This is a genomic window from Streptococcus sp. SM3 (genome assembly GCF_027497875.1).
In genome coordinates this window covers 36,603-57,131 of the sequence record NZ_JAJNSA010000006.1, presented here as the reverse complement: position 1 = coordinate 57,131, position 20,529 = coordinate 36,603, and the positions used below count along the sequence as shown (strand labels likewise).

At 42.5% G+C, this 20,529-nt stretch carries 15 protein-coding genes; 13 read left to right on the top strand and 2 right to left on the bottom strand.

The window, feature by feature from the left end:
- The 4 genes from PAN06_RS02170 to PAN06_RS02155 form a co-directional block, all read left to right on the top strand.
- On the top strand, nucleotides 1-283 hold a 283-nt coding region (locus tag PAN06_RS02170; RefSeq protein WP_269795467.1), incomplete at its 5' end, for a histidine phosphatase family protein.
- Nucleotides 284-443: 160 nt separating this feature from the next.
- Nucleotides 444-2,945, top strand: a complete 2,502-nt coding sequence (gene leuS / locus PAN06_RS02165) for a leucine--tRNA ligase (RefSeq protein WP_269795466.1) — start codon at nucleotides 444-446, stop codon at nucleotides 2,943-2,945.
- Between the two features lie 109 nt (nucleotides 2,946-3,054).
- The gene (locus PAN06_RS02160) at nucleotides 3,055-3,750 is read left to right on the top strand and encodes a GNAT family protein (RefSeq protein WP_269795465.1); all 696 of its coding nucleotides are present in this window, start codon (nucleotides 3,055-3,057) and stop codon (nucleotides 3,748-3,750) included.
- 11 nt (nucleotides 3,751-3,761) lie between these two features.
- Nucleotides 3,762-4,178 carry a GNAT family N-acetyltransferase gene (locus PAN06_RS02155; RefSeq protein ID WP_000628386.1) on the top strand — a complete coding sequence of 139 codons (417 nt, stop codon included), beginning with the start codon at nucleotides 3,762-3,764 and terminating at the stop codon, nucleotides 4,176-4,178.
- 723 nt (nucleotides 4,179-4,901) lie between these two features.
- Here the strand turns inward: PAN06_RS02155 and PAN06_RS02150 are convergent.
- The gene (locus tag PAN06_RS02150; protein WP_084819591.1) at nucleotides 4,902-4,982 is read right to left on the bottom strand and encodes a type I toxin-antitoxin system Fst family toxin; all 81 of its coding nucleotides are present in this window, start codon (nucleotides 4,980-4,982) and stop codon (nucleotides 4,902-4,904) included.
- Between the two features lie 133 nt (nucleotides 4,983-5,115).
- Between PAN06_RS02150 and ruvB the strand changes: the two genes are divergently transcribed.
- From ruvB to PAN06_RS02105, 9 genes are all read left to right on the top strand, one after another.
- The gene (gene ruvB / locus PAN06_RS02145; RefSeq protein WP_125446747.1) at nucleotides 5,116-6,114 is read left to right on the top strand and encodes a Holliday junction branch migration DNA helicase RuvB; all 999 of its coding nucleotides are present in this window, start codon (nucleotides 5,116-5,118) and stop codon (nucleotides 6,112-6,114) included.
- The gene (locus tag PAN06_RS02140) at nucleotides 6,095-6,667 is read left to right on the top strand and encodes a nucleotidyltransferase family protein (RefSeq protein WP_061864705.1); all 573 of its coding nucleotides are present in this window, start codon (nucleotides 6,095-6,097) and stop codon (nucleotides 6,665-6,667) included. Before ruvB ends, PAN06_RS02140 begins: the two co-directional genes overlap by 20 nt.
- 231 nt (nucleotides 6,668-6,898) lie before the next feature.
- Nucleotides 6,899-7,657: an isoprenyl transferase gene (locus PAN06_RS02135; protein ID WP_269795464.1), complete on the top strand. Its 759-nt coding sequence runs from the start codon at nucleotides 6,899-6,901 to the stop codon at nucleotides 7,655-7,657.
- Nucleotides 7,658-7,665: 8 nt separating this feature from the next.
- Entirely contained in the window at nucleotides 7,666-8,469 is an 804-nt protein-coding gene (locus PAN06_RS02130; RefSeq protein ID WP_049540615.1) for a phosphatidate cytidylyltransferase, read from the top strand.
- A gap of 21 nt (nucleotides 8,470-8,490) precedes the next feature.
- Nucleotides 8,491-9,750 carry an RIP metalloprotease RseP gene (rseP, locus tag PAN06_RS02125; protein WP_269795463.1) on the top strand — a complete coding sequence of 420 codons (1,260 nt, stop codon included), beginning with the start codon at nucleotides 8,491-8,493 and terminating at the stop codon, nucleotides 9,748-9,750.
- Between the two features lie 12 nt (nucleotides 9,751-9,762).
- Nucleotides 9,763-11,616, top strand: coding sequence for a proline--tRNA ligase (locus PAN06_RS02120; RefSeq protein WP_269795462.1), 1,854 nt, complete (start codon nucleotides 9,763-9,765; stop codon nucleotides 11,614-11,616).
- A 98-nt stretch (nucleotides 11,617-11,714) separates the two neighbouring features.
- The gene (gene bglA / locus PAN06_RS02115) at nucleotides 11,715-13,094 is read left to right on the top strand and encodes a 6-phospho-beta-glucosidase (RefSeq protein WP_269795461.1); all 1,380 of its coding nucleotides are present in this window, start codon (nucleotides 11,715-11,717) and stop codon (nucleotides 13,092-13,094) included.
- Between the two features lie 191 nt (nucleotides 13,095-13,285).
- A complete protein-coding gene (gene glmS, locus PAN06_RS02110; RefSeq protein WP_261181747.1) occupies nucleotides 13,286-15,094 on the top strand; it encodes a glutamine--fructose-6-phosphate transaminase (isomerizing) in 1,809 nt (602 codons plus the stop codon).
- 118 nt (nucleotides 15,095-15,212) lie between these two features.
- Nucleotides 15,213-16,262 (top strand): LLM class flavin-dependent oxidoreductase, encoded by a 1,050-nt coding sequence (locus PAN06_RS02105; RefSeq protein WP_269795460.1) that lies wholly within the window; start codon nucleotides 15,213-15,215, stop codon nucleotides 16,260-16,262.
- A gap of 99 nt (nucleotides 16,263-16,361) precedes the next feature.
- Here the strand turns inward: PAN06_RS02105 and PAN06_RS02100 are convergent, their stop codons facing one another.
- On the bottom strand, nucleotides 16,362-20,147 hold the full coding sequence (locus PAN06_RS02100; RefSeq protein WP_269795459.1) for a pullulanase: 3,786 nt from the start codon (nucleotides 20,145-20,147) through the stop codon (nucleotides 16,362-16,364).
- Nucleotides 20,148-20,529: the final 382 nt, after the last annotated feature.

Genomic DNA, 20,529 nt, shown 5'->3' with positions numbered 1-20,529 from the left:
TTGGGCTGAAGGTTGGGAAAAACTCAGTGGCCGCATCAAAGAAGGTTTTGAAGCGATTGCCAAAGAAATGGAAGAAAAAGGTGGGGGCAACGCTCTCGTTGTCAGCCATGGAATGACCATTGGAACCATTGTTTATCTGATTAATGGCATGCATCCGCATGGTCTCGATAATGGTAGCGTGACGATCCTTGAATATGAGGACGACCAGTTTAGCGTAGAAGTTGTCGGCGACAGTAGTTACCGAGAACTAGGACGGGAGAAGATGCTAGAGAAAAATAATTGATAGAAGTTAGCTCCAAACGGGGGCTAATTTTTTATACTGTTACATAAGCTGGATTTGCGATTCGGTCTTTCTTGGAATCCAAGTCCAAAAGAGCATTTCTCGTCTTTCAAATTCCCTCAAAAATGGTATAATAGTAACATCACAAAATTGGAGAGAGACCATGAGTTTTTACAATCATAAAGAAATTGAGCCTAAGTGGCAGGGCTACTGGGCAGAACATCATACATTTAAGACAGGAACAGATGCTTCAAAACCGAAGTTTTATGCTCTTGATATGTTCCCTTATCCGTCTGGAGCTGGTCTGCACGTAGGACATCCAGAAGGTTATACCGCAACGGATATCCTCAGCCGTTACAAACGTGCGCAAGGCTACAATGTCCTTCACCCAATGGGTTGGGATGCTTTTGGTTTGCCTGCAGAGCAATACGCTATGGATACAGGTAATGACCCAGCAGAGTTTACAGCGGAAAATATTGCCAACTTCAAACGCCAAATTAATGCGCTTGGATTTTCTTATGACTGGGATCGTGAAGTCAATACAACAGATCCAAACTACTACAAGTGGACTCAATGGATTTTTACTAAGCTTTATGAAAAAGGCTTGGCCTATGAAGCGGAAGTACCAGTAAACTGGGTTGAGGAATTGGGAACTGCCATCGCCAACGAAGAGGTCCTTCCTGATGGAACTTCTGAGCGTGGAGGCTATCCAGTTGTCCGTAAACCAATGCGCCAATGGATGCTTAAAATCACTGCCTATGCAGAGCGCTTGCTCAATGACTTAGATGAACTTGATTGGCCAGAGTCTATCAAGGACATGCAACGCAACTGGATCGGGAAATCAACTGGTGCTAATGTAACTTTTAAAGTTAAGGGAACAGACAAGGAATTCACAGTCTTTACGACTCGTCCTGATACCCTTTTCGGTGCGACTTTCACTGTTTTGGCTCCTGAACATGACTTGGTTGACGCTATTACAAGCCCAGAGCAAGCAGAGGCAGTAGCAGACTACAAACACCAAGCTAGCCTCAAGTCTGACTTGGCTCGTACAGACCTTGCTAAAGAAAAAACAGGGGTTTGGACTGGTGCTTATGCCGTCAACCCTGTCAATGGTAAGGAAATTCCAATCTGGATTGCGGACTATGTTCTTGCTAGTTATGGAACAGGTGCTGTTATGGCTGTGCCAGCCCACGATCAACGTGACTGGGAATTTGCCAAACAATTTGACCTTCCAATCGTCGAAGTCCTTGAAGGTGGAAACGTTGAAGAAGCTGCCTACACAGAAGATGGCCTTCACGTTAATTCAGACTTCCTAGATGGACTCAACAAAGAAGACGCCATTGCTAAGATTGTGACTTGGTTGGAAGAGAAAGGTTGTGGACAAGAGAAAGTAACTTACCGCCTCCGCGACTGGCTCTTTAGCCGTCAACGTTACTGGGGTGAGCCAATTCCTATCATTCATTGGGAAGATGGGACATCAACAGCTGTCCCTGAAAGTGAATTGCCACTTGTCTTGCCTGTAACCAAGGACATCCGTCCTTCAGGTACTGGTGAAAGTCCACTAGCTAACTTGACAGATTGGCTTGAAGTGACTCGTGAAGATGGTGTTAAAGGTCGTCGTGAAACAAATACTATGCCACAATGGGCAGGTTCAAGCTGGTATTACCTCCGCTATATTGATCCACACAATACTGAGAAATTGGCTGATGAGGATCTTCTCAAACAATGGTTGCCAGTAGATATCTACGTGGGTGGTGCAGAGCATGCTGTTCTTCACTTGCTTTACGCTCGTTTCTGGCACAAATTCCTCTATGACCTCGGTGTTGTTCCAACTAAGGAACCATTCCAAAAACTCTTTAACCAAGGAATGATTTTGGGAACAAGTTACCGTGACCACCGTGGGGCTCTTGTGGCGACTGATAAGGTTGAAAAACGTGACGGTTCTTTCTTCCATGTAGAAACGGGGGAAGAGTTGGAGCAAGCACCAGCCAAGATGTCTAAGTCCCTCAAAAACGTTGTTAACCCAGATGATGTGGTGGAACAATACGGTGCTGACACCCTTCGTGTTTATGAAATGTTTATGGGACCACTTGATGCTTCGATTGCTTGGTCAGAAGAAGGTCTGGAAGGAAGCCGTAAATTCTTGGATCGTGTTTACCGTTTGATTACAAGTAAAGAAATCGCTGCGGAAAACAATGGTGCTCTTGACAAGGTCTACAACGAAACAGTCAAAGCTGTCACAGAACAAATTGAGTCCCTCAAATTCAACACAGCTATTGCCCAACTTATGGTCTTTGTCAACGCGGCCAACAAGGAAGACAAACTTTATGTAGACTACGCAAAAGGATTCATCCAATTGATTGCACCGTTTGCGCCTCACTTGGCAGAAGAGCTCTGGCAAACTCTTGCAGCAACAGGAGAATCAATCTCTTATGTAGCTTGGCCAACATGGGACGAAAGCAAACTAGTTGAAGACGAAATCGAAATCGTTGTCCAAATCAAAGGAAAAGTTCGTGCCAAACTCATGGTTGCTAAAGATCTATCACGCGAAGAATTGCAAGAAATTGCTCTGGCTGACGAAAAAGTCAAAGCAGAAATTGACGGTAAGGACATCGTGAAAGTGATTAGTGTACCTAACAAGCTGGTAAATATCGTTGTGAAATAAGATAGGAATCCTTCAGAGTAGAATCTGGGGGATTTTTTGAATCTTCTTATGAAAGTATGGTATACTATGGGCAACTATAAAGTTTGAAAAGTAAAACAAGGAGAAAGCTATGCCAGTAAATGAATATGGTCAAATGATTGGTGAGTCAATTGAAGGTTATACACCAGGTGAACTGCCTTCTATTGATTTCTTAGAAGGGCGTTATGCTCGAATAGAAGCTCTTTCAGTGGAAAAGCATGCGGAGAATTTATTAGCTGTTTATGGCCCTGATACGCCTCGGGAGATGTGGACCTACCTCTTTCAGGAACCAGTAGCAGATATGGAGGAGCTGGTTAGCCTTTTAAATCAGATGTTAGCTCGTAAGGACCGTTTTTACTATGCAATTATAGATAGGTCAACTGGTAAGGCTTTGGGAACTTTTTCTCTCATGCGCATTGATCAGAATAACCGAGTGATAGAAGTGGGGGCGATCACTTTTTCTCCAGAGCTCAGGGGAACACGGATAGGAACTGAAGCCCAGTATCTCCTCGCTCGCTATGTTTTTGAAGAACTCCACTATCGTCGCTATGAGTGGAAATGTGATTCTCTTAATTTGCCATCCAGACGAGCTGCGGAGCGTTTGGGATTTATTTATGAAGGAACCTTCCGTCAGGCAGTGGTTTATAAGGAGCGTACGAGGGATACGGATTGGTTGTCTATGATTGATAAGGACTGGCCCAAAGTCAAATCTCGTTTGATAGCATGGCTGACTCCTGAAAACTTTGATAAAAATGGACAGCAGTACAAGAGCTTGAGAGACCTTTAAGAGGTGTTGAGATGATTACTATTAAAAAGCAAGAAATTGTCAAGCTAGAGGATGTTTTGCATCTCTATCAGGCTGTCGGTTGGACAAATTATACCCATCAACCAGAGATGCTGGAGCAGGCCTTATCTCATTCATTAGCGATTTATGTGGCACTTGATGGCGATGCTGTGGTAGGCTTGATTCGTTTGGTTGGCGATGGATTCTCATCAGTATTGGTTCAGGATTTAATTGTTTTACCAATCTATCAGCGTCAAGGGATTGGTAGCGCCTTGATGAAAGAGGCTTTAGAGGATTACAAAGATGCCTATCAAGTCCAGCTGGTGACAGACCAGACAGAAAGAACCTTGGGATTCTATCGTTCTATGGGCTTTGAAATCTTATCCACCTATAATTGTATAGGAATGACTTGGATGAATCGAGAAAAATAATAAAACTTGTTTTTTCTTAAGCAAAGTTTAAGGCTGGTCTAGTATCATATAGTCATTAAATAAAGACCTCCTAACTTTATTTAATGAAATCCTAAAACTTTTCTCATCATAATCTCCTAATGAAGTCACCCAATCAGGTGGCTTTTTTCGTAGGTAGGTGATGGTGATAGAAATTTTTTGCAAAATAGTAAAATATGAGAAAAGTTAAGCTAGTTTTAAGCTTTGTCTTGTAACATATAGTTATTAAATAAAGACCTCCTAACTTTATTTAATAAAATCCTAAACTTTTCTTTTTCATAATAATCTCCCTTAACTCCACCCAATCAGGTGGAGTTTTTTGGCTCTATTTCAGGATTTTGGGGACTATTCTAAAAATCATTTTCCGATATTTTTCGGATTTTGGTCGGGGAATTGGCGGGGACTTTTTTTAGCGAATATGACTAATAAATAGGTCTGTTGTCGCTTCAGCTACTTCAACCTTACTTTGAATTTAAGTGACTGTTAATTGAAGGACTAGAACTACTGTAATAATGCTCTTGGTTTTCAAGGAGTGAGTCATCATATTGTTGTACAGCGGTTAAAGCTTGAAAAGCCACGAATATAAACCTTTGAAAAATTTTGTGAACTATGGGATAATAAAAAGGAATTGAGTACTAGTTCTATATCATAGGCTAGAAAAGGCCCCAAGCTCACGACCAAATAAGCTAGGGGTCTTTTTTGACACTATTTATCCTTGTTTAGCCATTTATCGACTAAGCGAAGAACGACACCGACCACAATTGGTCCGATGATAGTTTTGAGTATGGGCTATCTCACCTCCTTTCGTAGGCGGTGTAGCAGTGCCGTAGAATGTTATACCACATAGGTGCTAAACTCTGGAGTCACCCAATCAGGTGGCTTTTTTGTTTGTGGCTTGGTTTTTTGATATAATAGAGCCATGAGTAGAATTTTAGATAATGAGATAATGGGGGACGAGGAGTTAGTAGAACGCACGCTCCGTCCTCAGTATTTACGTGAATATATTGGGCAGGATAAGGTCAAGGACCAGCTTCAAATCTTTATAGAAGCTGCCAAAATGCGGGATGAAGCGCTGGATCATGTGCTTTTATTTGGCCCTCCAGGCTTGGGAAAAACGACCATGGCTTTTGTTATTGCCAACGAACTAGGTGTCAATCTCAAGCAGACTTCGGGTCCAGTCATTGAAAAAGCCGGTGATTTGGTAGCGATTTTGAATGACTTAGAGCCTGGGGATGTTCTCTTTATTGATGAGATTCATCGTTTGCCAATGTCAGTGGAAGAGGTGCTTTATAGTGCCATGGAGGACTTCTACATTGATATCATGATTGGGGCTGGTGAAGGCAGTCGCAGTGTTCATTTGGAGTTGCCACCTTTCACTTTGATTGGTGCGACGACTCGGGCTGGTATGCTCTCAAATCCGCTACGGGCACGTTTTGGAATTACAGGTCACATGGAGTATTATGCCCATGCTGACTTGACGGAAATTGTTGAGCGGACGGCAGATATTTTTGAGATGGAAATCACTCATGAGGCAGCATCTGAATTAGCCCTACGTAGTCGTGGAACCCCTCGTATTGCCAATCGTCTCCTCAAACGCGTGCGCGATTTTGCCCAGATTATGGGGAATGGGGTTATCGATGATCTTATTACTGATAAGGCTTTGACTATGCTGGATGTTGACCATGAAGGTCTGGACTATGTGGACCAGAAAATCCTTCGCACCATGATTGAGATGTACGGTGGTGGTCCTGTTGGTCTAGGAACTATTTCTGTTAACATAGCAGAAGAGCGTGAGACAGTTGAAGACATGTATGAGCCCTACTTGATTCAAAAAGGTTTTATCATGCGGACACGTTCTGGACGGGTGGCGACTGCTAAGGCATATGAGCATTTAGGGTATGAATATATTGAAAAATAAGGCTGAAATTTTAGACTCTTTCAGAGAAAATCCGGATATGATGGCTATTTTGACTATCATCCGAAACCTTGGTCTGAAAGATTCTTGGTTGGCAGCAGGTTCTGTCAGAAATTTTATCTGGAATCTCTTGTCAGAGAGACCAGCATTTGATCTTGAAACAGATGTAGATGTGATTTTCTTTGATCCGGATATTTCTTATGAGGAAACCCTGTCCCTAGAGAAAAAACTGCGAGAGGACTTTCCTCAGTACCAGTGGGAATTGAAAAATCAGGTCTATATGCACCAGCACAGCCCTCATACTGCTCCCTATAGCAGCTCTTGTGATGCTATGAGTAAGTATCCAGAACGGTGTACGGCAGTTGGACTGCGCTTGAATGAAGAATTAGATTTTGAACTCTATGCACCTTATGGTTTGGAGGATATTTTGAATTTTCAAGTTCGTCCAACTCCTCATTTTTTAGAGAATGAAGACCGAATGGAACTTTATCGAACACGTCTATCCAAGAAAAATTGGCAGGAGAAATGGAAAAATTTGATTTTTAAAAATACTTAAGGAAACTTTAAGCTAGGAAGTGTATACTAAGTTCATAAGTTAAGAAGACCTTAACTTAAACTCCTAAAACTTTTTCATAATAATCTCCCTATAAAAAATAGAGTCGCCCAATCAGGCGACTTATTTTTTTGAAAAATGGGCTTGGTGCCTGAGAATAAATAGCTTAGTGATAGAAGAAAATAGGGAAATATGGTATAATGAAACGATAGATTTTTGAATAGGAATAAGATCATGTTTGGATTTTTTAAGAAAGATAAGGCTGTGGAAGTAGAGGTTCCGACACAGGTTCCTGCTCATATCGGCATCATCATGGATGGCAATGGCCGTTGGGCTAAAAAACGTATGCAACCGCGAGTCTTCGGACATAAGGCGGGCATGGAAGCATTGCAAACTGTGACCAAGACCGCTAACAAACTAGGCGTTAAGGTTATTACGGTCTATGCTTTTTCTACGGAAAACTGGACCCGTCCAGATCAGGAAGTCAAGTTTATCATGAACTTGCCAGTAGAGTTTTATGATAATTATGTCCCGGAATTGCATGCTAATAATGTTAAGATTCAAATGATTGGGGAAACGGACCGCCTACCTAAGCAAACCTTTGAAGCTCTGACCAAGGCTGAGGAATTGACTAAGAACAACACAGGTTTGATTCTTAATTTTGCCCTCAACTATGGTGGACGTGCTGAGATTACACAAGCTCTTAAATTGATTTCCCAGGATGTGTTAGATGCCAAAATCAACCCAGGCGACATCACAGAGGAATTGATTGGTAATTATCTTTTTACCCAGCATTTACCTAAGGACTTACGAGATCCAGACTTGATTATCCGTACTAGTGGAGAATTGCGTTTGAGCAATTTCCTTCCATGGCAGGGAGCCTATAGTGAGCTCTATTTTACGGATACCTTGTGGCCTGATTTTGACGAGGTGGCCTTGCAGGAAGCTATTCTTGCCTACAATCGTCGACAACGCCGATTTGGAGGAGTTTAGGAGGTAATATGACACAGGATTTACAGAAAAGAACCTTGTTTGCAGGGATTGCCCTGGCTATTTTCCTACCAATTTTAATGATTGGTGGCCTCTTGCTTCAGATAGCAATTGGAATCATAGCCATGCTAGCCATGCATGAACTTTTGAAGATGAGAGGTCTAGAGACCATGACGATGGAGGGTCTCTTGACCCTCTTTGCAACCTTTGCCTTGACCATTCCCTTGGAGAATTACCTGACTTTTTTGCCAGTTGATGGGAATGTGGTTGCCTACAGTGTTTTGATTTCAATCATGTTAGGAACGACCGTTTTTAGCAAGTCTTATACGATTGAGGACGCTGTTTTCCCTCTTGCTATGAGTTTCTATGTTGGCTTTGGATTTAATGCTTTACTAGATGCTCGCGTTGCAGGTTTAGATAAGGCACTCTTAGCCTTGTGTATCGTCTGGGCGACAGACAGTGGTGCCTATCTTGTTGGGATGAACTATGGTAAACGAAAATTAGCTCCGACAGTTTCTCCAAATAAAACCTTTGAGGGTGCCTTGGGTGGTATTTTAGGTGCTATTTTAGTAACCATCATCTTTATGATGTTTGACAGTACAGTTGCTCTTCCGTATGGAATTTACAAGATGTCAGTCTTTGCTATTTTCTTTAGCATTGCTGGACAATTTGGTGATTTACTAGAAAGTTCGATCAAGCGTCACTTTGGTGTCAAGGATTCTGGGAAATTTATTCCTGGACATGGTGGTGTTTTGGATCGTTTCGATAGTATGTTACTTGTATTTCCAATCATGCACTTGTTTGGACTCTTTTAATCAAAAGACGGAGGAAATACTATGCTCGGAATTTTAACCTTTATTCTGGTTTTCGGGATTATTGTGGTGGTGCACGAGTTCGGGCACTTCTACTTTGCCAAGAAATCAGGGATTCTAGTGCGTGAATTTGCTATTGGTATGGGGCCCAAGATCTTTGCTCATATTGGCAAGGATGGGACGGCCTATACCATTCGAATCTTGCCTCTTGGGGGCTATGTTCGTATGGCCGGTTGGGGTGATGATACAACTGAAATCAAGACAGGAACTCCTGTCAGTTTGACGCTTACTGATGATGGTAAGGTTAAACGCATCAATCTCTCAGGTAAAAAATTGGATCAAACAGCTCTTCCTATGCAGGTGACCCAGTTTGACTTTGAAGACAAGCTCTTTATCAAAGGATTGGTTCTGGAAGAAGAAAAAACATTTGCAGTGGATCACGATGCAACGGTTGTGGAAGCAGATGGTACTGAGGTTCGGATTGCTCCCTTAGATGTTCAATATCAAAATGCAACTATCTGGGGCAAACTGATTACCAACTTTGCAGGACCTATGAATAACTTTATCTTAGGTATTGTTGTTTTTTGGATTTTAATCTTTATGCAGGGTGGTGTCAGAGATGTTGATACCAACCAGTTCCATATTATGCCCCAAGGGGCCTTGGCTAAGGTAGGAGTGCCAGAAACGGCTCAGATTACCAAGATCGGCTCACATGAGATTAGCAACTGGGAAAGTTTGATTCAGGCTGTGGAATCAGAAACCAAAGATAAGACGGCCCCGACCTTGGATGTGACTATTTCTGAAAAGGGTAGTGACAAACAAGTAACAGTTACCCCGGAAGAAAGTCAAGGCCGTTACCTTCTAGGTGTTCAACCGGGAATTAAGTCAGATTTTCTATCCATGTTTGTAGGTGGTTTTACAACTGCAGCCGACTCGGCTCTCCGAATCCTGTCAGCACTGAAAAATTTGATTTTCCAACCAGATTTGAACAAACTAGGTGGACCTGTTGCCATCTTTAAGGCAAGTAGTGATGCTGCTAAAAATGGAATTGAGAATGTCTTGTACTTCTTGGCAATGATTTCCATCAATATTGGGATTTTTAATCTTATTCCGATTCCAGCCCTGGATGGTGGTAAGATTGTGCTCAATATCCTAGAAGCCATCCGCCGCAAACCATTAAAACAAGAAATTGAAACCTATGTCACCTTGGCCGGAGTGGTCATCATGGTTGTTCTGATGATTGCTGTGACCTGGAATGACATTATGCGACTCTTTTTTAGATAATCGAGGAATATTATGAAACAAAGTAAAATGCCTATCCCAACGCTTCGCGAAATGCCAAGCGATGCTCAAGTTATTAGCCATGCTCTTATGTTGCGAGCTGGTTATGTTCGCCAAGTCTCAGCAGGTGTGTATTCTTACTTACCACTTGCCAACCGTGTGATTGAAAAAGCCAAAAACATCATGCGCCAAGAATTTGATAAGATTGGTGCAGTTGAGATGTTGGCTCCTGCCCTTCTTAGTGCAGAATTGTGGCGCGAATCAGGTCGTTACGAAACTTATGGTGAGGACCTTTACAAACTAAAAAACCGTGAAAAATCAGACTTTATCCTAGGTCCAACTCACGAAGAAACCTTTACAGCTATTGTCCGTGATTCTGTCAAGTCTTACAAGCAATTACCACTCAATCTCTATCAAATCCAACCTAAGTATCGTGATGAAAAACGCCCACGTAATGGACTTCTTCGCACACGTGAGTTTATCATGAAGGATGCTTACAGTTTCCACGCTAACTATGATAGCTTGGACAGTGTTTACGATGAGTACAAGGCTGCTTATGAGCGTATTTTCACTCGTAGTGGTTTAGACTTCAAGGCTATCATTGGTGACGGTGGAGCCATGGGTGGTAAGGATAGCCAAGAATTTATGGCCATTACACCTGCTCGTACAGACCTTGACCGCTGGGTTGTCTTGGACAAGTCAGTTGCCTCATTTGACGAAATCCCTGCAGAAGTGCAAGAAGAAATCAAGGCAGAATTGCTCAAATGGATGGTTTCTGGTGAAGATACCATTGCTTATTCAAGTGAGTCTAGCTATGCGGCTAACTTAGAAATGGCAACAAACGAGTACAAACCAAGCAACCGTGTTGTCGCTGAAGAAGAAGTGACTCGTGTTGCAACACCAGATGTTAAATCAATTGATGAAGTGGCAACCTTCCTAAACGTTCCAGAAGAACAAACGATTAAAACTCTTTTCTACATGGCAGATGGTGAGCTTGTTGCGGCCCTTCTAGTTGGAAATGATCAACTTAACGAAGTTAAGTTGAAAAACCATTTGGGAGCAGATTTCTTTGACGTTGCTAGCGAAGAAGAAGTGGCAAATCTTGTTCAAGCAGGTTTTGGTTCACTTGGACCAGTTGGTTTGCCAGAGAATGTTAAAATTATTGCAGATCGTAAGGTGCAAGATGTCCATAATGCAGTTGTGGGTGCTAACGAAGATGGCTATCACTTGACTGGTGTGAACCCAGGTCGTGACTTTATTGCAGAATATGTGGATATCCGTGAAGTTCGTGAGGGTGAAATTTCTCCAGACGGACAAGGTGTCCTTAACTTTGCGCGTGGTATCGAAATTGGTCACATCTTCAAACTCGGCACTCGCTATTCAGCAAGCATGGGAGCAGATGTTTTGGATGAAAATGGCCGTGCTGTGCCAATTATCATGGGATGTTATGGTATCGGTGTCAGCCGTCTCCTTTCAGCTGTTATGGAGCAACACGCTCGCCTCTTTGTTAACAAAACGCCAAAAGGTGAATACCGTTACGCTTGGGGAATCAACTTCCCTAAAGAATTGGCACCATTTGATGTGCATTTGATTACTGTCAATGTCAAGGATGAAGAAGCGCAAGCCTTGACAGAAAAGCTTGAAGCAAGCTTGATGGGAGCTGGTTACGAAGTCTTGACAGACGACCGTAATGAACGTGTCGGTGTTAAATTCAGCGACAGCGACTTGATTGGATTGCCGATTCGTATCACTGTTGGTAAAAAAGCAGCCGATGGCATCGTAGAAGTGAAGATTAAAGCGACTGGTGATACCATCGAAGTTCATGCAGATAACTTACTTGAAACGCTTGAAATCCTCAGCAAGAAATAAAAACTATAATCAGAAGAAAAACAAGGAAAAAATGTAACTAGTTTTTACCTTGTTTTTTCTGTATAATAGGAAAAATGAGTAGATAAAGAGGTAAATGTATGCTAAGATTTCCAAAGGATTTTGTCTGGGGATCCTCCACTTCTGGGCCGCAGACAGAAGGGCGTGTAGCTGGTGACGGTAAGGGAGATAATCTCTGGGATTACTGGTACCAAGTGGAGCCAAATCGTTACTATAATGGGATTGGTCCAGATAAGACATCGACCTTTTATGAAAATTGGGAAAAGGATATTGAGCTACTGTTAGAAACTGGTCACACGGCCTTTCGGACTTCTATTCAGTGGTCACGGATTTTTCCACAAGGGCGTGGGGAAGTCAATTCTCAAGGTGTAGACTTTTACCGTAAGTTTTTTGAGGCTATTAAGGCCAAAGGGATTCGTCTTTTAGTCAATCTTTATCATTTTGATTTGCCTTTTGCCCTTCAAGAGGATGGTGATGGTTGGGAAAATAAGGCGACTGTCTCAGCCTATGAAGACTATGCTCGTTTTTGTTTTGAGACTTATGGATATTTAGTGGATCAATGGATTACCTTTAACGAGCCTATCGTTCCAGTAGAATTTGGATATTTTTACGATGCCCATTATCCACATAAGGTGGATGCAGAGGCAGCCGTTAAAGTAGCTTATCATACACAATTGGCCAGCAGTCGGGCGGTTAAGGCCTGTCATGAACTCTTGCCAGATTCCAAGATTGGGATTGTCCTCAACTTGACACCGGCTTATCCACGTAGCCAGCATCCTGCTGATGTCAAGGCAGCTCGGATTGCGGACCTTTTTCAGTCCCAATCTTTCTTAGATCCGTCTGTTTTGGGGACTTATCCACAGGAGTTGGTAGAAATCTTGCATGAACAAGGTCTCTTGCCTGATGCTACAGAGGAGGAGTTGAAGCTCATTCGTGACAATACAGTGGACTTCCTTGGTGTCAACTACTATCAACCTTTGCGTGTTATGGCACCTCGATTTGCTAAGCATCCAGAGAGTCCACTCTTGCCAGAACATTTTTACGAGCCTTATGTGATGCCTGGACGTAAAATCAATCCTCATCGTGGCTGGGAGATTTATGAGCAAGGGATTTATGACATTGCCAAAAATATCAAGGAAAATTATGGCAATATTGAGTGGATGTTGACAGAGAATGGTATGGGTGTTGAAGGGGAAGAAAAATTCCGTGAGAATGGAATGATTCAAGATGATTACCGTATTGACTTTGTAAAAGGTCATCTTCGTGAACTGCACCGTGCTATTGAAGACGGAGCCAATTGTAAGGGCTACTTGATTTGGACCTTTATCGATTGCTGGTCATGGCTCAACAGCTATAAAAATCGCTATGGTTTGGTCGAATTAGACTTGGAAACGCAAGAACGTCGTCTGAAAAAATCAGGGCACTGGTTCAAGGAATTAAGCGATAATAATGGATTTTAAAAAGGACTCTGACTGATTATCCTAATTGGTCAGAGTTTTTTGCTTACAGGAGCTTAATTTGAACTATACCAATTTTTACTCTTGACAAGTTAAAGAAACAAGTATATACTGTTTTTGCTGATTCTATAAAAGAGGAATTAGACTATACCAATTTTAAGGAGAAAGCACAGCTGGTCTGTGTCGTATATACTATGTGTGGAATTGTTGGTGTTGTTGGAAACACAAATGCAACTGATATTTTGATTCAAGGACTTGAAAAGCTCGAATACCGTGGCTATGATTCTGCGGGGATTTTTGTCCTAGGTGGTGCTGAAAACCATCTAGTCAAGGCGGTTGGTCGTATCGCAGAATTGTCTGCCAAGACAGCTGGTGTTGAGGGAACAACTGGTATTGGACATACTCGTTGGGCGACTCATGGAAAACCAACTGAAGACAATGCTCACCCACATCGCTCTGAGACTGAACGTTTTGTTTTGGTGCACAATGGGGTGATTGAGAACTACCTTGAAATCAAGGAAGAATACCTTGCAGGTCACCACTTTAAGGGGCAAACAGATACTGAAATCGCTGTTCACTTGATTGGAAAATTTGCGGAAGAAGATGGCTTGTCAGTTCTTGAAGCCTTCAAAAAAGCTCTTCACATCATCCGTGGTTCTTATGCCTTTGCCTTGGTTGACTCACAAGATCCTGAAGTCATCTACGTGGCTAAAAATAAATCACCACTTTTGATTGGTCTTGGGGAAGGCTACAATATGGTTTGTTCAGACGCCATGGCTATGATTCGTGAAACCAACCAATACATGGAAATCCATGACCAAGAATTGGTAATTGTTAAGGCTGATAGTGTGGAAGTTCAAGACTATGATGGCAACAGTCGTGAGCGTGCTAGTTACACTGCTGAACTTGACTTGTCAGATATCGGTAAGGGAACTTATCCTTACTACATGCTCAAGGAAATCGATGAGCAACCAACGGTGATGCGTAAACTCATCCAAGCCTACACAGATGAGGCTGGTCAAGTTGTTGTAGACCCAGCTATTATCAAGGCCGTTCAAGACGCAGACCGCATCTACATTCTTGCAGCTGGAACATCTTACCACGCAGGATTTGCTTCTAAGAAGATGCTGGAAGAATTGACTGATACACCAGTGGAGCTTGGAATTTCATCTGAGTGGGGCTATGGTATGCCACTTCTCAGCAAGAAACCACTTTTCATCTTTATCAGCCAGTCTGGTGAAACAGCGGATAGCCGTCAGGTTTTGGTTAAGGCTAATGAAATGGGAATCCCAAGCTTGACAGTGACAAATGTCCCAGGTTCAACTCTTTCTCGTGAAGCTAATCATACCATGCTTCTTCATGCAGGTCCTGAAATTGCCGTGGCATCAACTAAGGCTTATACAGCGCAAATCGCAGCCCTTGCCTTCCTTGCAAAAGCAGTCGGAGAAGCAAATGGTAATGCTAAAGCGCAAGCATTTGACCTAGTTCATGAGTTGTCAATCGTAGCTCAATCTATCGAATCAACTCTTTCAGAGAAAGAAACCATTGAAGCCAAGGTTCGTGAGCTTCTTGAAACAACTCGCAACGCCTTTTATATCGGACGTGGTCAAGATTACTATGTAGCCATGGAAGCAAGTCTCAAACTCAAAGAGATTTCTTACATCCAGTGTGAAGGTTTTGCGGCAGGAGAACTTAAGCACGGGACTATTGCCTTGATTGAAGAAGGAACACCTGTCTTGGCGCTCTTGTCAGATCCAGTTCTTGCCAACCACACTCGTGGAAATATCCAAGAGGTGGCAGCTCGTGGTGCCAAGGTTCTCACTATAGCAGAAGAAAATGTTGCCAAAGATACAGACGATATCGTCCTTACGACTGTACACCCTTACCTCTCACCAATTTCAATGGTTGTGCCAACGCAATTGGTCGCTTACTTTGCAACACTCCACCGTGGCCTTGATGTGGACAAACCACGTAATCTTGCTAAATCAGTAACGGTAGAATAAGCTAAAAAAGTCTAGTTATCTAGGCTTTTTCTTGTGAGCAAATGGGTTGCTTGTACTCAAGATTCGTGTTAGAATAATTTTTCAAATTGAAGGACAGAGGTAGACAAGGAGAATCACTGTGGTAGAATTGGGAATTTCAACATTTGGGGAAACAACGGAGCTTGAAGGAACTGGGCAAACTTACAGTCATGCCGAACGTATTCGCCAGTTGGTGGCGGAGATTGAACTGGCTGACAAGGTTGGTTTGGATGTGTATGGGATTGGGGAACATCATCGGGAAGACTTTGCAGTATCTGCTCCAGAGATTGTTCTGGCAGCTGGGGCAGTCAATACCAAGAAAATCCGTTTGACCAGTGCAGTCAGCATTCTCTCGAGCATGGATCCGATTCGTTTGTTCCAACAGTATGCCACTATTGATGCTTTGTCAAATGGACGTGCGGAGATTATGGCTGGAAGGGGTTCTTTCACGGAATCTTTTCCCCTATTTGGTTATGACTTAAAAGACTACGAAGCCCTTTTTGATGAGAAATTAGATTTGCTTCAGTTAGTCAATGAAAAGACCAAGTTGGACTGGCAAGGTCGCTTGACCCAAACAATATCTGGCAAGGAAGTTTATCCTCGTCCAGCTCAGGACAAATTACCCTTGTGGATAGCGACAGGTGGTTATGTCGAATCAACAGTGAAGATTGCTCAGGCAGGCCTACCGATTGTCTATGCTATTATTGGTGGTAATCCGCGTTATTTTAAAAAGTTGATTCAGGCTTATCGTGAGATTGGTAGCGAAGCGGGTCATGCCAGTCAGGAACTAAAGGTTGGAGCTCATTCTTGGGGATGGATTGCTGAGGATGGCGAGCAGGCGGTAAAAGATTATTTCCATCCGACCAAGCAAGTAGTGGATGCGATTTCCAAAGATCGTCCGCACTGGCAGGAATTGCGTTATGAGCAATATTTAGAGCAGGTTGGGCCAAGTGGTGCTATGTTTGTGGGCAATCCAGATCAGGTGGCCGAAAAATTGATTCGCATGATTGAAAACTTAGGTTTGGACCGCTTTATGTTGCACTTACCTCTTGGTTCTATGCCTCATGAACAAGTACTGAGAGCTATTGAACTTTTCGGAACGCAAGTGGCACCAAAAGTACGGGCTTACTTTGCCATGAAAGAGGCTTAATAAAAAATCCTAATCAAGTTTATTGTGAAGAAAAATATTGTACAAAAATCAATCCCCCGATCATTAATGCTCGGAGGATTTTTCTATAGGAGGGCTAGTTTAATTCTCTTTTTTGTTTTTTAGCAAGAACCCGAGTCCTAGAAGAGCAAGGAGACTAATTCCTGCAAACAGGAGTTTGTGATCATTTTTGGTTCCTGTATTTGGTAGTTCAGCTTGTGAATCAGCTGTAGCTTGGTTAGGTTTATTTTCTGCATCAGCTACTTTTGTATCTGGTTTTGCAGAATCAGGTTTAGTTTGTGGAGCTGGAGTTTGCTGTTCCGGTTTGACTACTCGGTTTGACATATTGTCTTGGCTGTTATTTTGCCCTTGTTCTTGTTTTAAGCTAGAAAGGTCAAATTCTGGTTTTTCTTCCACAGCTGGGGCAACGATGGCACCGCCTTGAGAGATTCTAAGAACAGTAGCTGTAAGGGCGTTTAATTTCAAGCCTTTTTCAGTCCATTCGAGTCCTTTCGGGTTGGTAATTCCTACGGGTCCTGCTTGGTTTTCATCTGCCAAAACTTCAGCATTTCTGAGGTGGTCGAAGGCAGTTCCCAAATTAAATTCGCGAGCTTTTTCGTCCGCATTGACAAAGACTGCGTAGATATCACCGTTTGGAGCAGTGATTTGGTAACCGATCACTACATCCTCTTTCTCCACACCATTTTGACCTGGGACAGTGATGAGGCGAATACGGTCTTTGATATCTTGAAGACTCTTAAGTCGGAAGGCATCTGTAGATTGACGAAGGGCAATCAACCCTTTCATATAGTCACGGCTCTTGACATTTTCAGGATATGCTTTTCCATCTGTAGCCTTAGTCCAGTCAAACTTGTTAATAGCATCACTCGAATCGTAAGAGTCATGGATGAAGTAAGGATAGTCAAATGGATTGCCGTCCTTATCACGCAACAAGTGAGATTTGTTTGGTTGTTTGTCCTCTGCTACTGGAGTCTTGTAGGATGGGTCACGGAATTGTTTAGTACGTCCATATTCCTGACCGGAGTGGATAAATGGAGTTCCTTGAGCTGTCAAGACCATGAGGTTTCCAAGTCGCAAACGACGGTGAATTTCAGCATAGTTCTTAGCTTTGCTTGGATCTTTTTTGATAGATTGGGCGATGATGTCAAAGAGGGTCAAGTTATCATGAGCTGCGATGTATTGGATGACATCTCCAGGACTATCTGCTTCAAAGTTGGTTGGTTGAGCAATGAGATTTTTGAAGATAGTGTTGATATCACGCTTGCCGCCTGTGATAAAGGCAGGTTGACCTTCGTTTGGATAACCAGACTTGAGGTTGTTACGGATGTCGTCGGAAAATACTGCGACAGTATCGGTATGTTTCATCCAATCTTGGTCAGCAGCTCTGGTAGGCATATTTTCATCACCAGCATAGGTTCTCCAACCTTCACCCAGCATGATTAGATTTGGATTGAGGGCGCGTGCAGCCTTGTATGCTTCTTCGACAGAAGCTACATCATGGTCTCCCATCATATCGAAACGGAATCCATCAACTTTGTAGGTATCAACTAGATATTTGATAGAGTCAACTAGGAGTCGTTTGGTCATATGGTGGGTTGTCCCCAAGCGTCCACCACCAAAGCTAGTGCGAGGTGTACCATCAGCATCCATAAAGTGGTAGTAGTTTGGCTCTAAATCTTCAAAGATATCGACTTTAGCTGTATGGTTATACACTACATCCAGGATAGCTCCCATGCCACGTTTGTGGATTTCGTTGATGAGATTTTTGAATTCTGCGATTCGTTTTTCTGGATTCTTAGGATTGCTTGAGTACATACCAGTCAAGGAGAAGTAGTTTTGAGGGTCATATCCCCAGTTGTAGTTGCTGTTGCTTGAAGCATAGTCAGATAAGCGTTCGTGGTTCTTCAACTCATTGACAAAGTAGTAAGACAAGACTGGAAGGAGCTGGATGTGGGTTACACCCAAGTTTTTGAGGTAGTCTAGTTTTTCGATAAAGGCTTCAAAGGTACCAAATGGCTTAGTCAAATCTTTTGCGATGGCAGGATCTGAAGTGAAGTCACGCACATGAGCTTCATAGATGACAGCATCTTCGCGCGATTTGAAGTTGCGAATCTTACCATAAGTCAAGTCTTGAGGTCCTAGTTTAGCTGGATCTACAAAGGCAGCTTTAGCAACTTTATGGGCATCGTCAATCTTGGCATCGTCACTATTCCAAGCAGCGAGGGATTTAGCGTAAGGATCGAGTGCAAGAACAGTTTTACCTTGGCGCTCGATTTGGTAGTGGTAGTAGTAGCCAGTGTAATTGCTGATGCCGAGACCAGAGTTTTCATTCAGAGTTTGTTTCCAGGTTCCTTTTTCACCTTTTTCAAGAGCGACAGTTCCAACCACTTTTTCAGGGTTATTCTTGTCGTAGACAACAACAGAAACCTTATCAGCACTTGGTGACCATAGAGTTAAATCAACCTGTTTTCCTTCTTCTTTGAGGTCAGCTCCAAGTTTACCATCATAGCTGTAAGTCTCATCTTTAAGACGCCAGCTTGTTTTGGTAGTGAATTTGTCAGAGTTGTAGCTAACGGTATAAGGATGTTTTGTGTCAGAGAAATCTCCGCTGTAGGTCACTTTCTTACCAGCCTCATCGATTGTAACGTCAGTGATAGTTACTTTGTTTCCTAGATGATTAGTGATGCTGGAGTGTTTGAGGATATCCTCTTTTTTAGCACCGACCAGTGTTGAAAAACTACTTTCAATGCTAGAAGTTCCTACGTGTTGAGCTCCTGTCATGCGGATATCGTGCACATAGTAGGGGTTGGTGTAGATGGTTTCATCATCATCTTTTAGGAAGATTTGGCTATGATTTTTCAAATCTGTGAACTTATAATCTTCTTTACGGATTTTCACATCGTCTCCTTGTTTGCTTCTGTCTAGTAATAAAAATCCAAGGTCTTTAGCTGCATCTTTGAGTGGAATATCGATATAGCGACCATATTTGCCTGTAGCCGTAAAGTCTGTTCCGTTAGGCCATTCACCACTACTTGGCTCCTTCACATCTCCCCAGTACCAGAGAGATTTCTTGTCATAGTTGCCATCTGTGCGGTAGTAGTTGACGCGAATAGTTCCTGCAGGTTGTGGCTCGTAAGAAAAAACCTTGTAATCTTGGTTCAACCAAGCCTCATTCATCTTTGGTGCCAGTTTTTCTACCGATTTATCGCCGGTTAGATTTTTCCCAGCTGTATTATTGATGAGGAAGCTAATTTTCTTGGCTTGTTCTCCCTTTAATTTGACATCTAGGTAGTAGCCATAGTCATCTTTTTTGGCATCTTTGAAGGACAAGGCTCCGTTTGGCCAGTTTTCAGAAGGTTTTTCAACATCGTCCCAAGTCCATAGCCCTTGAGCATCCTTGTTTTCTTCAGGAAGTTTTTTGACATGGATACGGAAGTAGTTGTCTTGGATGGGCTCTTCTGCCTTAGTTTCAGTCGTTACTGGACTCGTAGAAGTAGTTGGCTCATTTGAACGATCTTGCCCGGTTTGTGGTGCTGAATCGGCGGGAGTTGCAGCAGGAGTGGTTGCCTCTGTTGCAGGTTTTTCTTCTTTTTTTTCTAGGGAAGCGTTTGCATTTTCAGGTGCAGAAAGATCACTTTCTTGCTTACCAGTGCTGGCTGTTGTATCAGTAAGAGGTTGGGCAAGGGCAGTAGTAGTTTCACTAATACTTGCGTTAGTGGTTGGTGTATTTTCCTTGGCTGAGATAGTTGGTGTAGCCATAGCAAGTAGGACAAGGCTTGCGCCGATAAGGACAGAACCAGTTCCATTCTTGAGGGAACGGATGCTGTAGACCATTTTTTTCTCAGTTTGAGCAGGTGTTTTTCTCATGATGATTCTCCAATCAATAAATTTCTATATCAGTATAGCACTTAGTAAAATGAGATGCAAGCGTTTTCCTAAAATTAAACTAAAAGAAAAAATAGCAACAAATTTTGTTACGATTCAGCCAGCCTTTCTTATAGGAAAAGATTTTGTCAAAAATTCGTCAATCCCCTTGAAAAATCTAGCTAAATAGGGTATAATATGAGTAATCATTTGTCGTAGGTTTTGTCTGAAATATTGTCCAGACAAGGCTCACAGCAGTTAAATCTTCTGAAAAAGTCAGATTTAGCTGCTCTTTTTGTGCTTTTTTTCAGGATTTTGAGTACTTGTAACAAAGACTTAAAGATTCTGAAAATTTATCAAGAGGACACGGTGATAGGGGTTTTTA

Coding starts and splice junctions, on each gene's coding strand:
- leuS (WP_269795466.1), top strand. CDS start 444: ATGAGTTTTTACAATCATAAAGAAATTGAGCCTAAGTGGCAGGGCTAC.
- ruvB (WP_125446747.1), top strand. CDS start 5,116: ATGAGTAGAATTTTAGATAATGAGATAATGGGGGACGAGGAGTTAGTA.
- rseP (WP_269795463.1), top strand. CDS start 8,491: ATGCTCGGAATTTTAACCTTTATTCTGGTTTTCGGGATTATTGTGGTG.
- PAN06_RS02140 (WP_061864705.1), top strand. CDS start 6,095: ATGAATATATTGAAAAATAAGGCTGAAATTTTAGACTCTTTCAGAGAA.
- PAN06_RS02130 (WP_049540615.1), top strand. CDS start 7,666: ATGACACAGGATTTACAGAAAAGAACCTTGTTTGCAGGGATTGCCCTG.
- PAN06_RS02160 (WP_269795465.1), top strand. CDS start 3,055: ATGCCAGTAAATGAATATGGTCAAATGATTGGTGAGTCAATTGAAGGT.
- PAN06_RS02120 (WP_269795462.1), top strand. CDS start 9,763: ATGAAACAAAGTAAAATGCCTATCCCAACGCTTCGCGAAATGCCAAGC.
- PAN06_RS02155 (WP_000628386.1), top strand. CDS start 3,762: ATGATTACTATTAAAAAGCAAGAAATTGTCAAGCTAGAGGATGTTTTG.
- bglA (WP_269795461.1), top strand. CDS start 11,715: ATGCTAAGATTTCCAAAGGATTTTGTCTGGGGATCCTCCACTTCTGGG.
- glmS (WP_261181747.1), top strand. CDS start 13,286: ATGTGTGGAATTGTTGGTGTTGTTGGAAACACAAATGCAACTGATATT.
- PAN06_RS02135 (WP_269795464.1), top strand. CDS start 6,899: ATGTTTGGATTTTTTAAGAAAGATAAGGCTGTGGAAGTAGAGGTTCCG.
- PAN06_RS02100 (WP_269795459.1), bottom strand. CDS start 20,147: ATGAGAAAAACACCTGCTCAAACTGAGAAAAAAATGGTCTACAGCATC.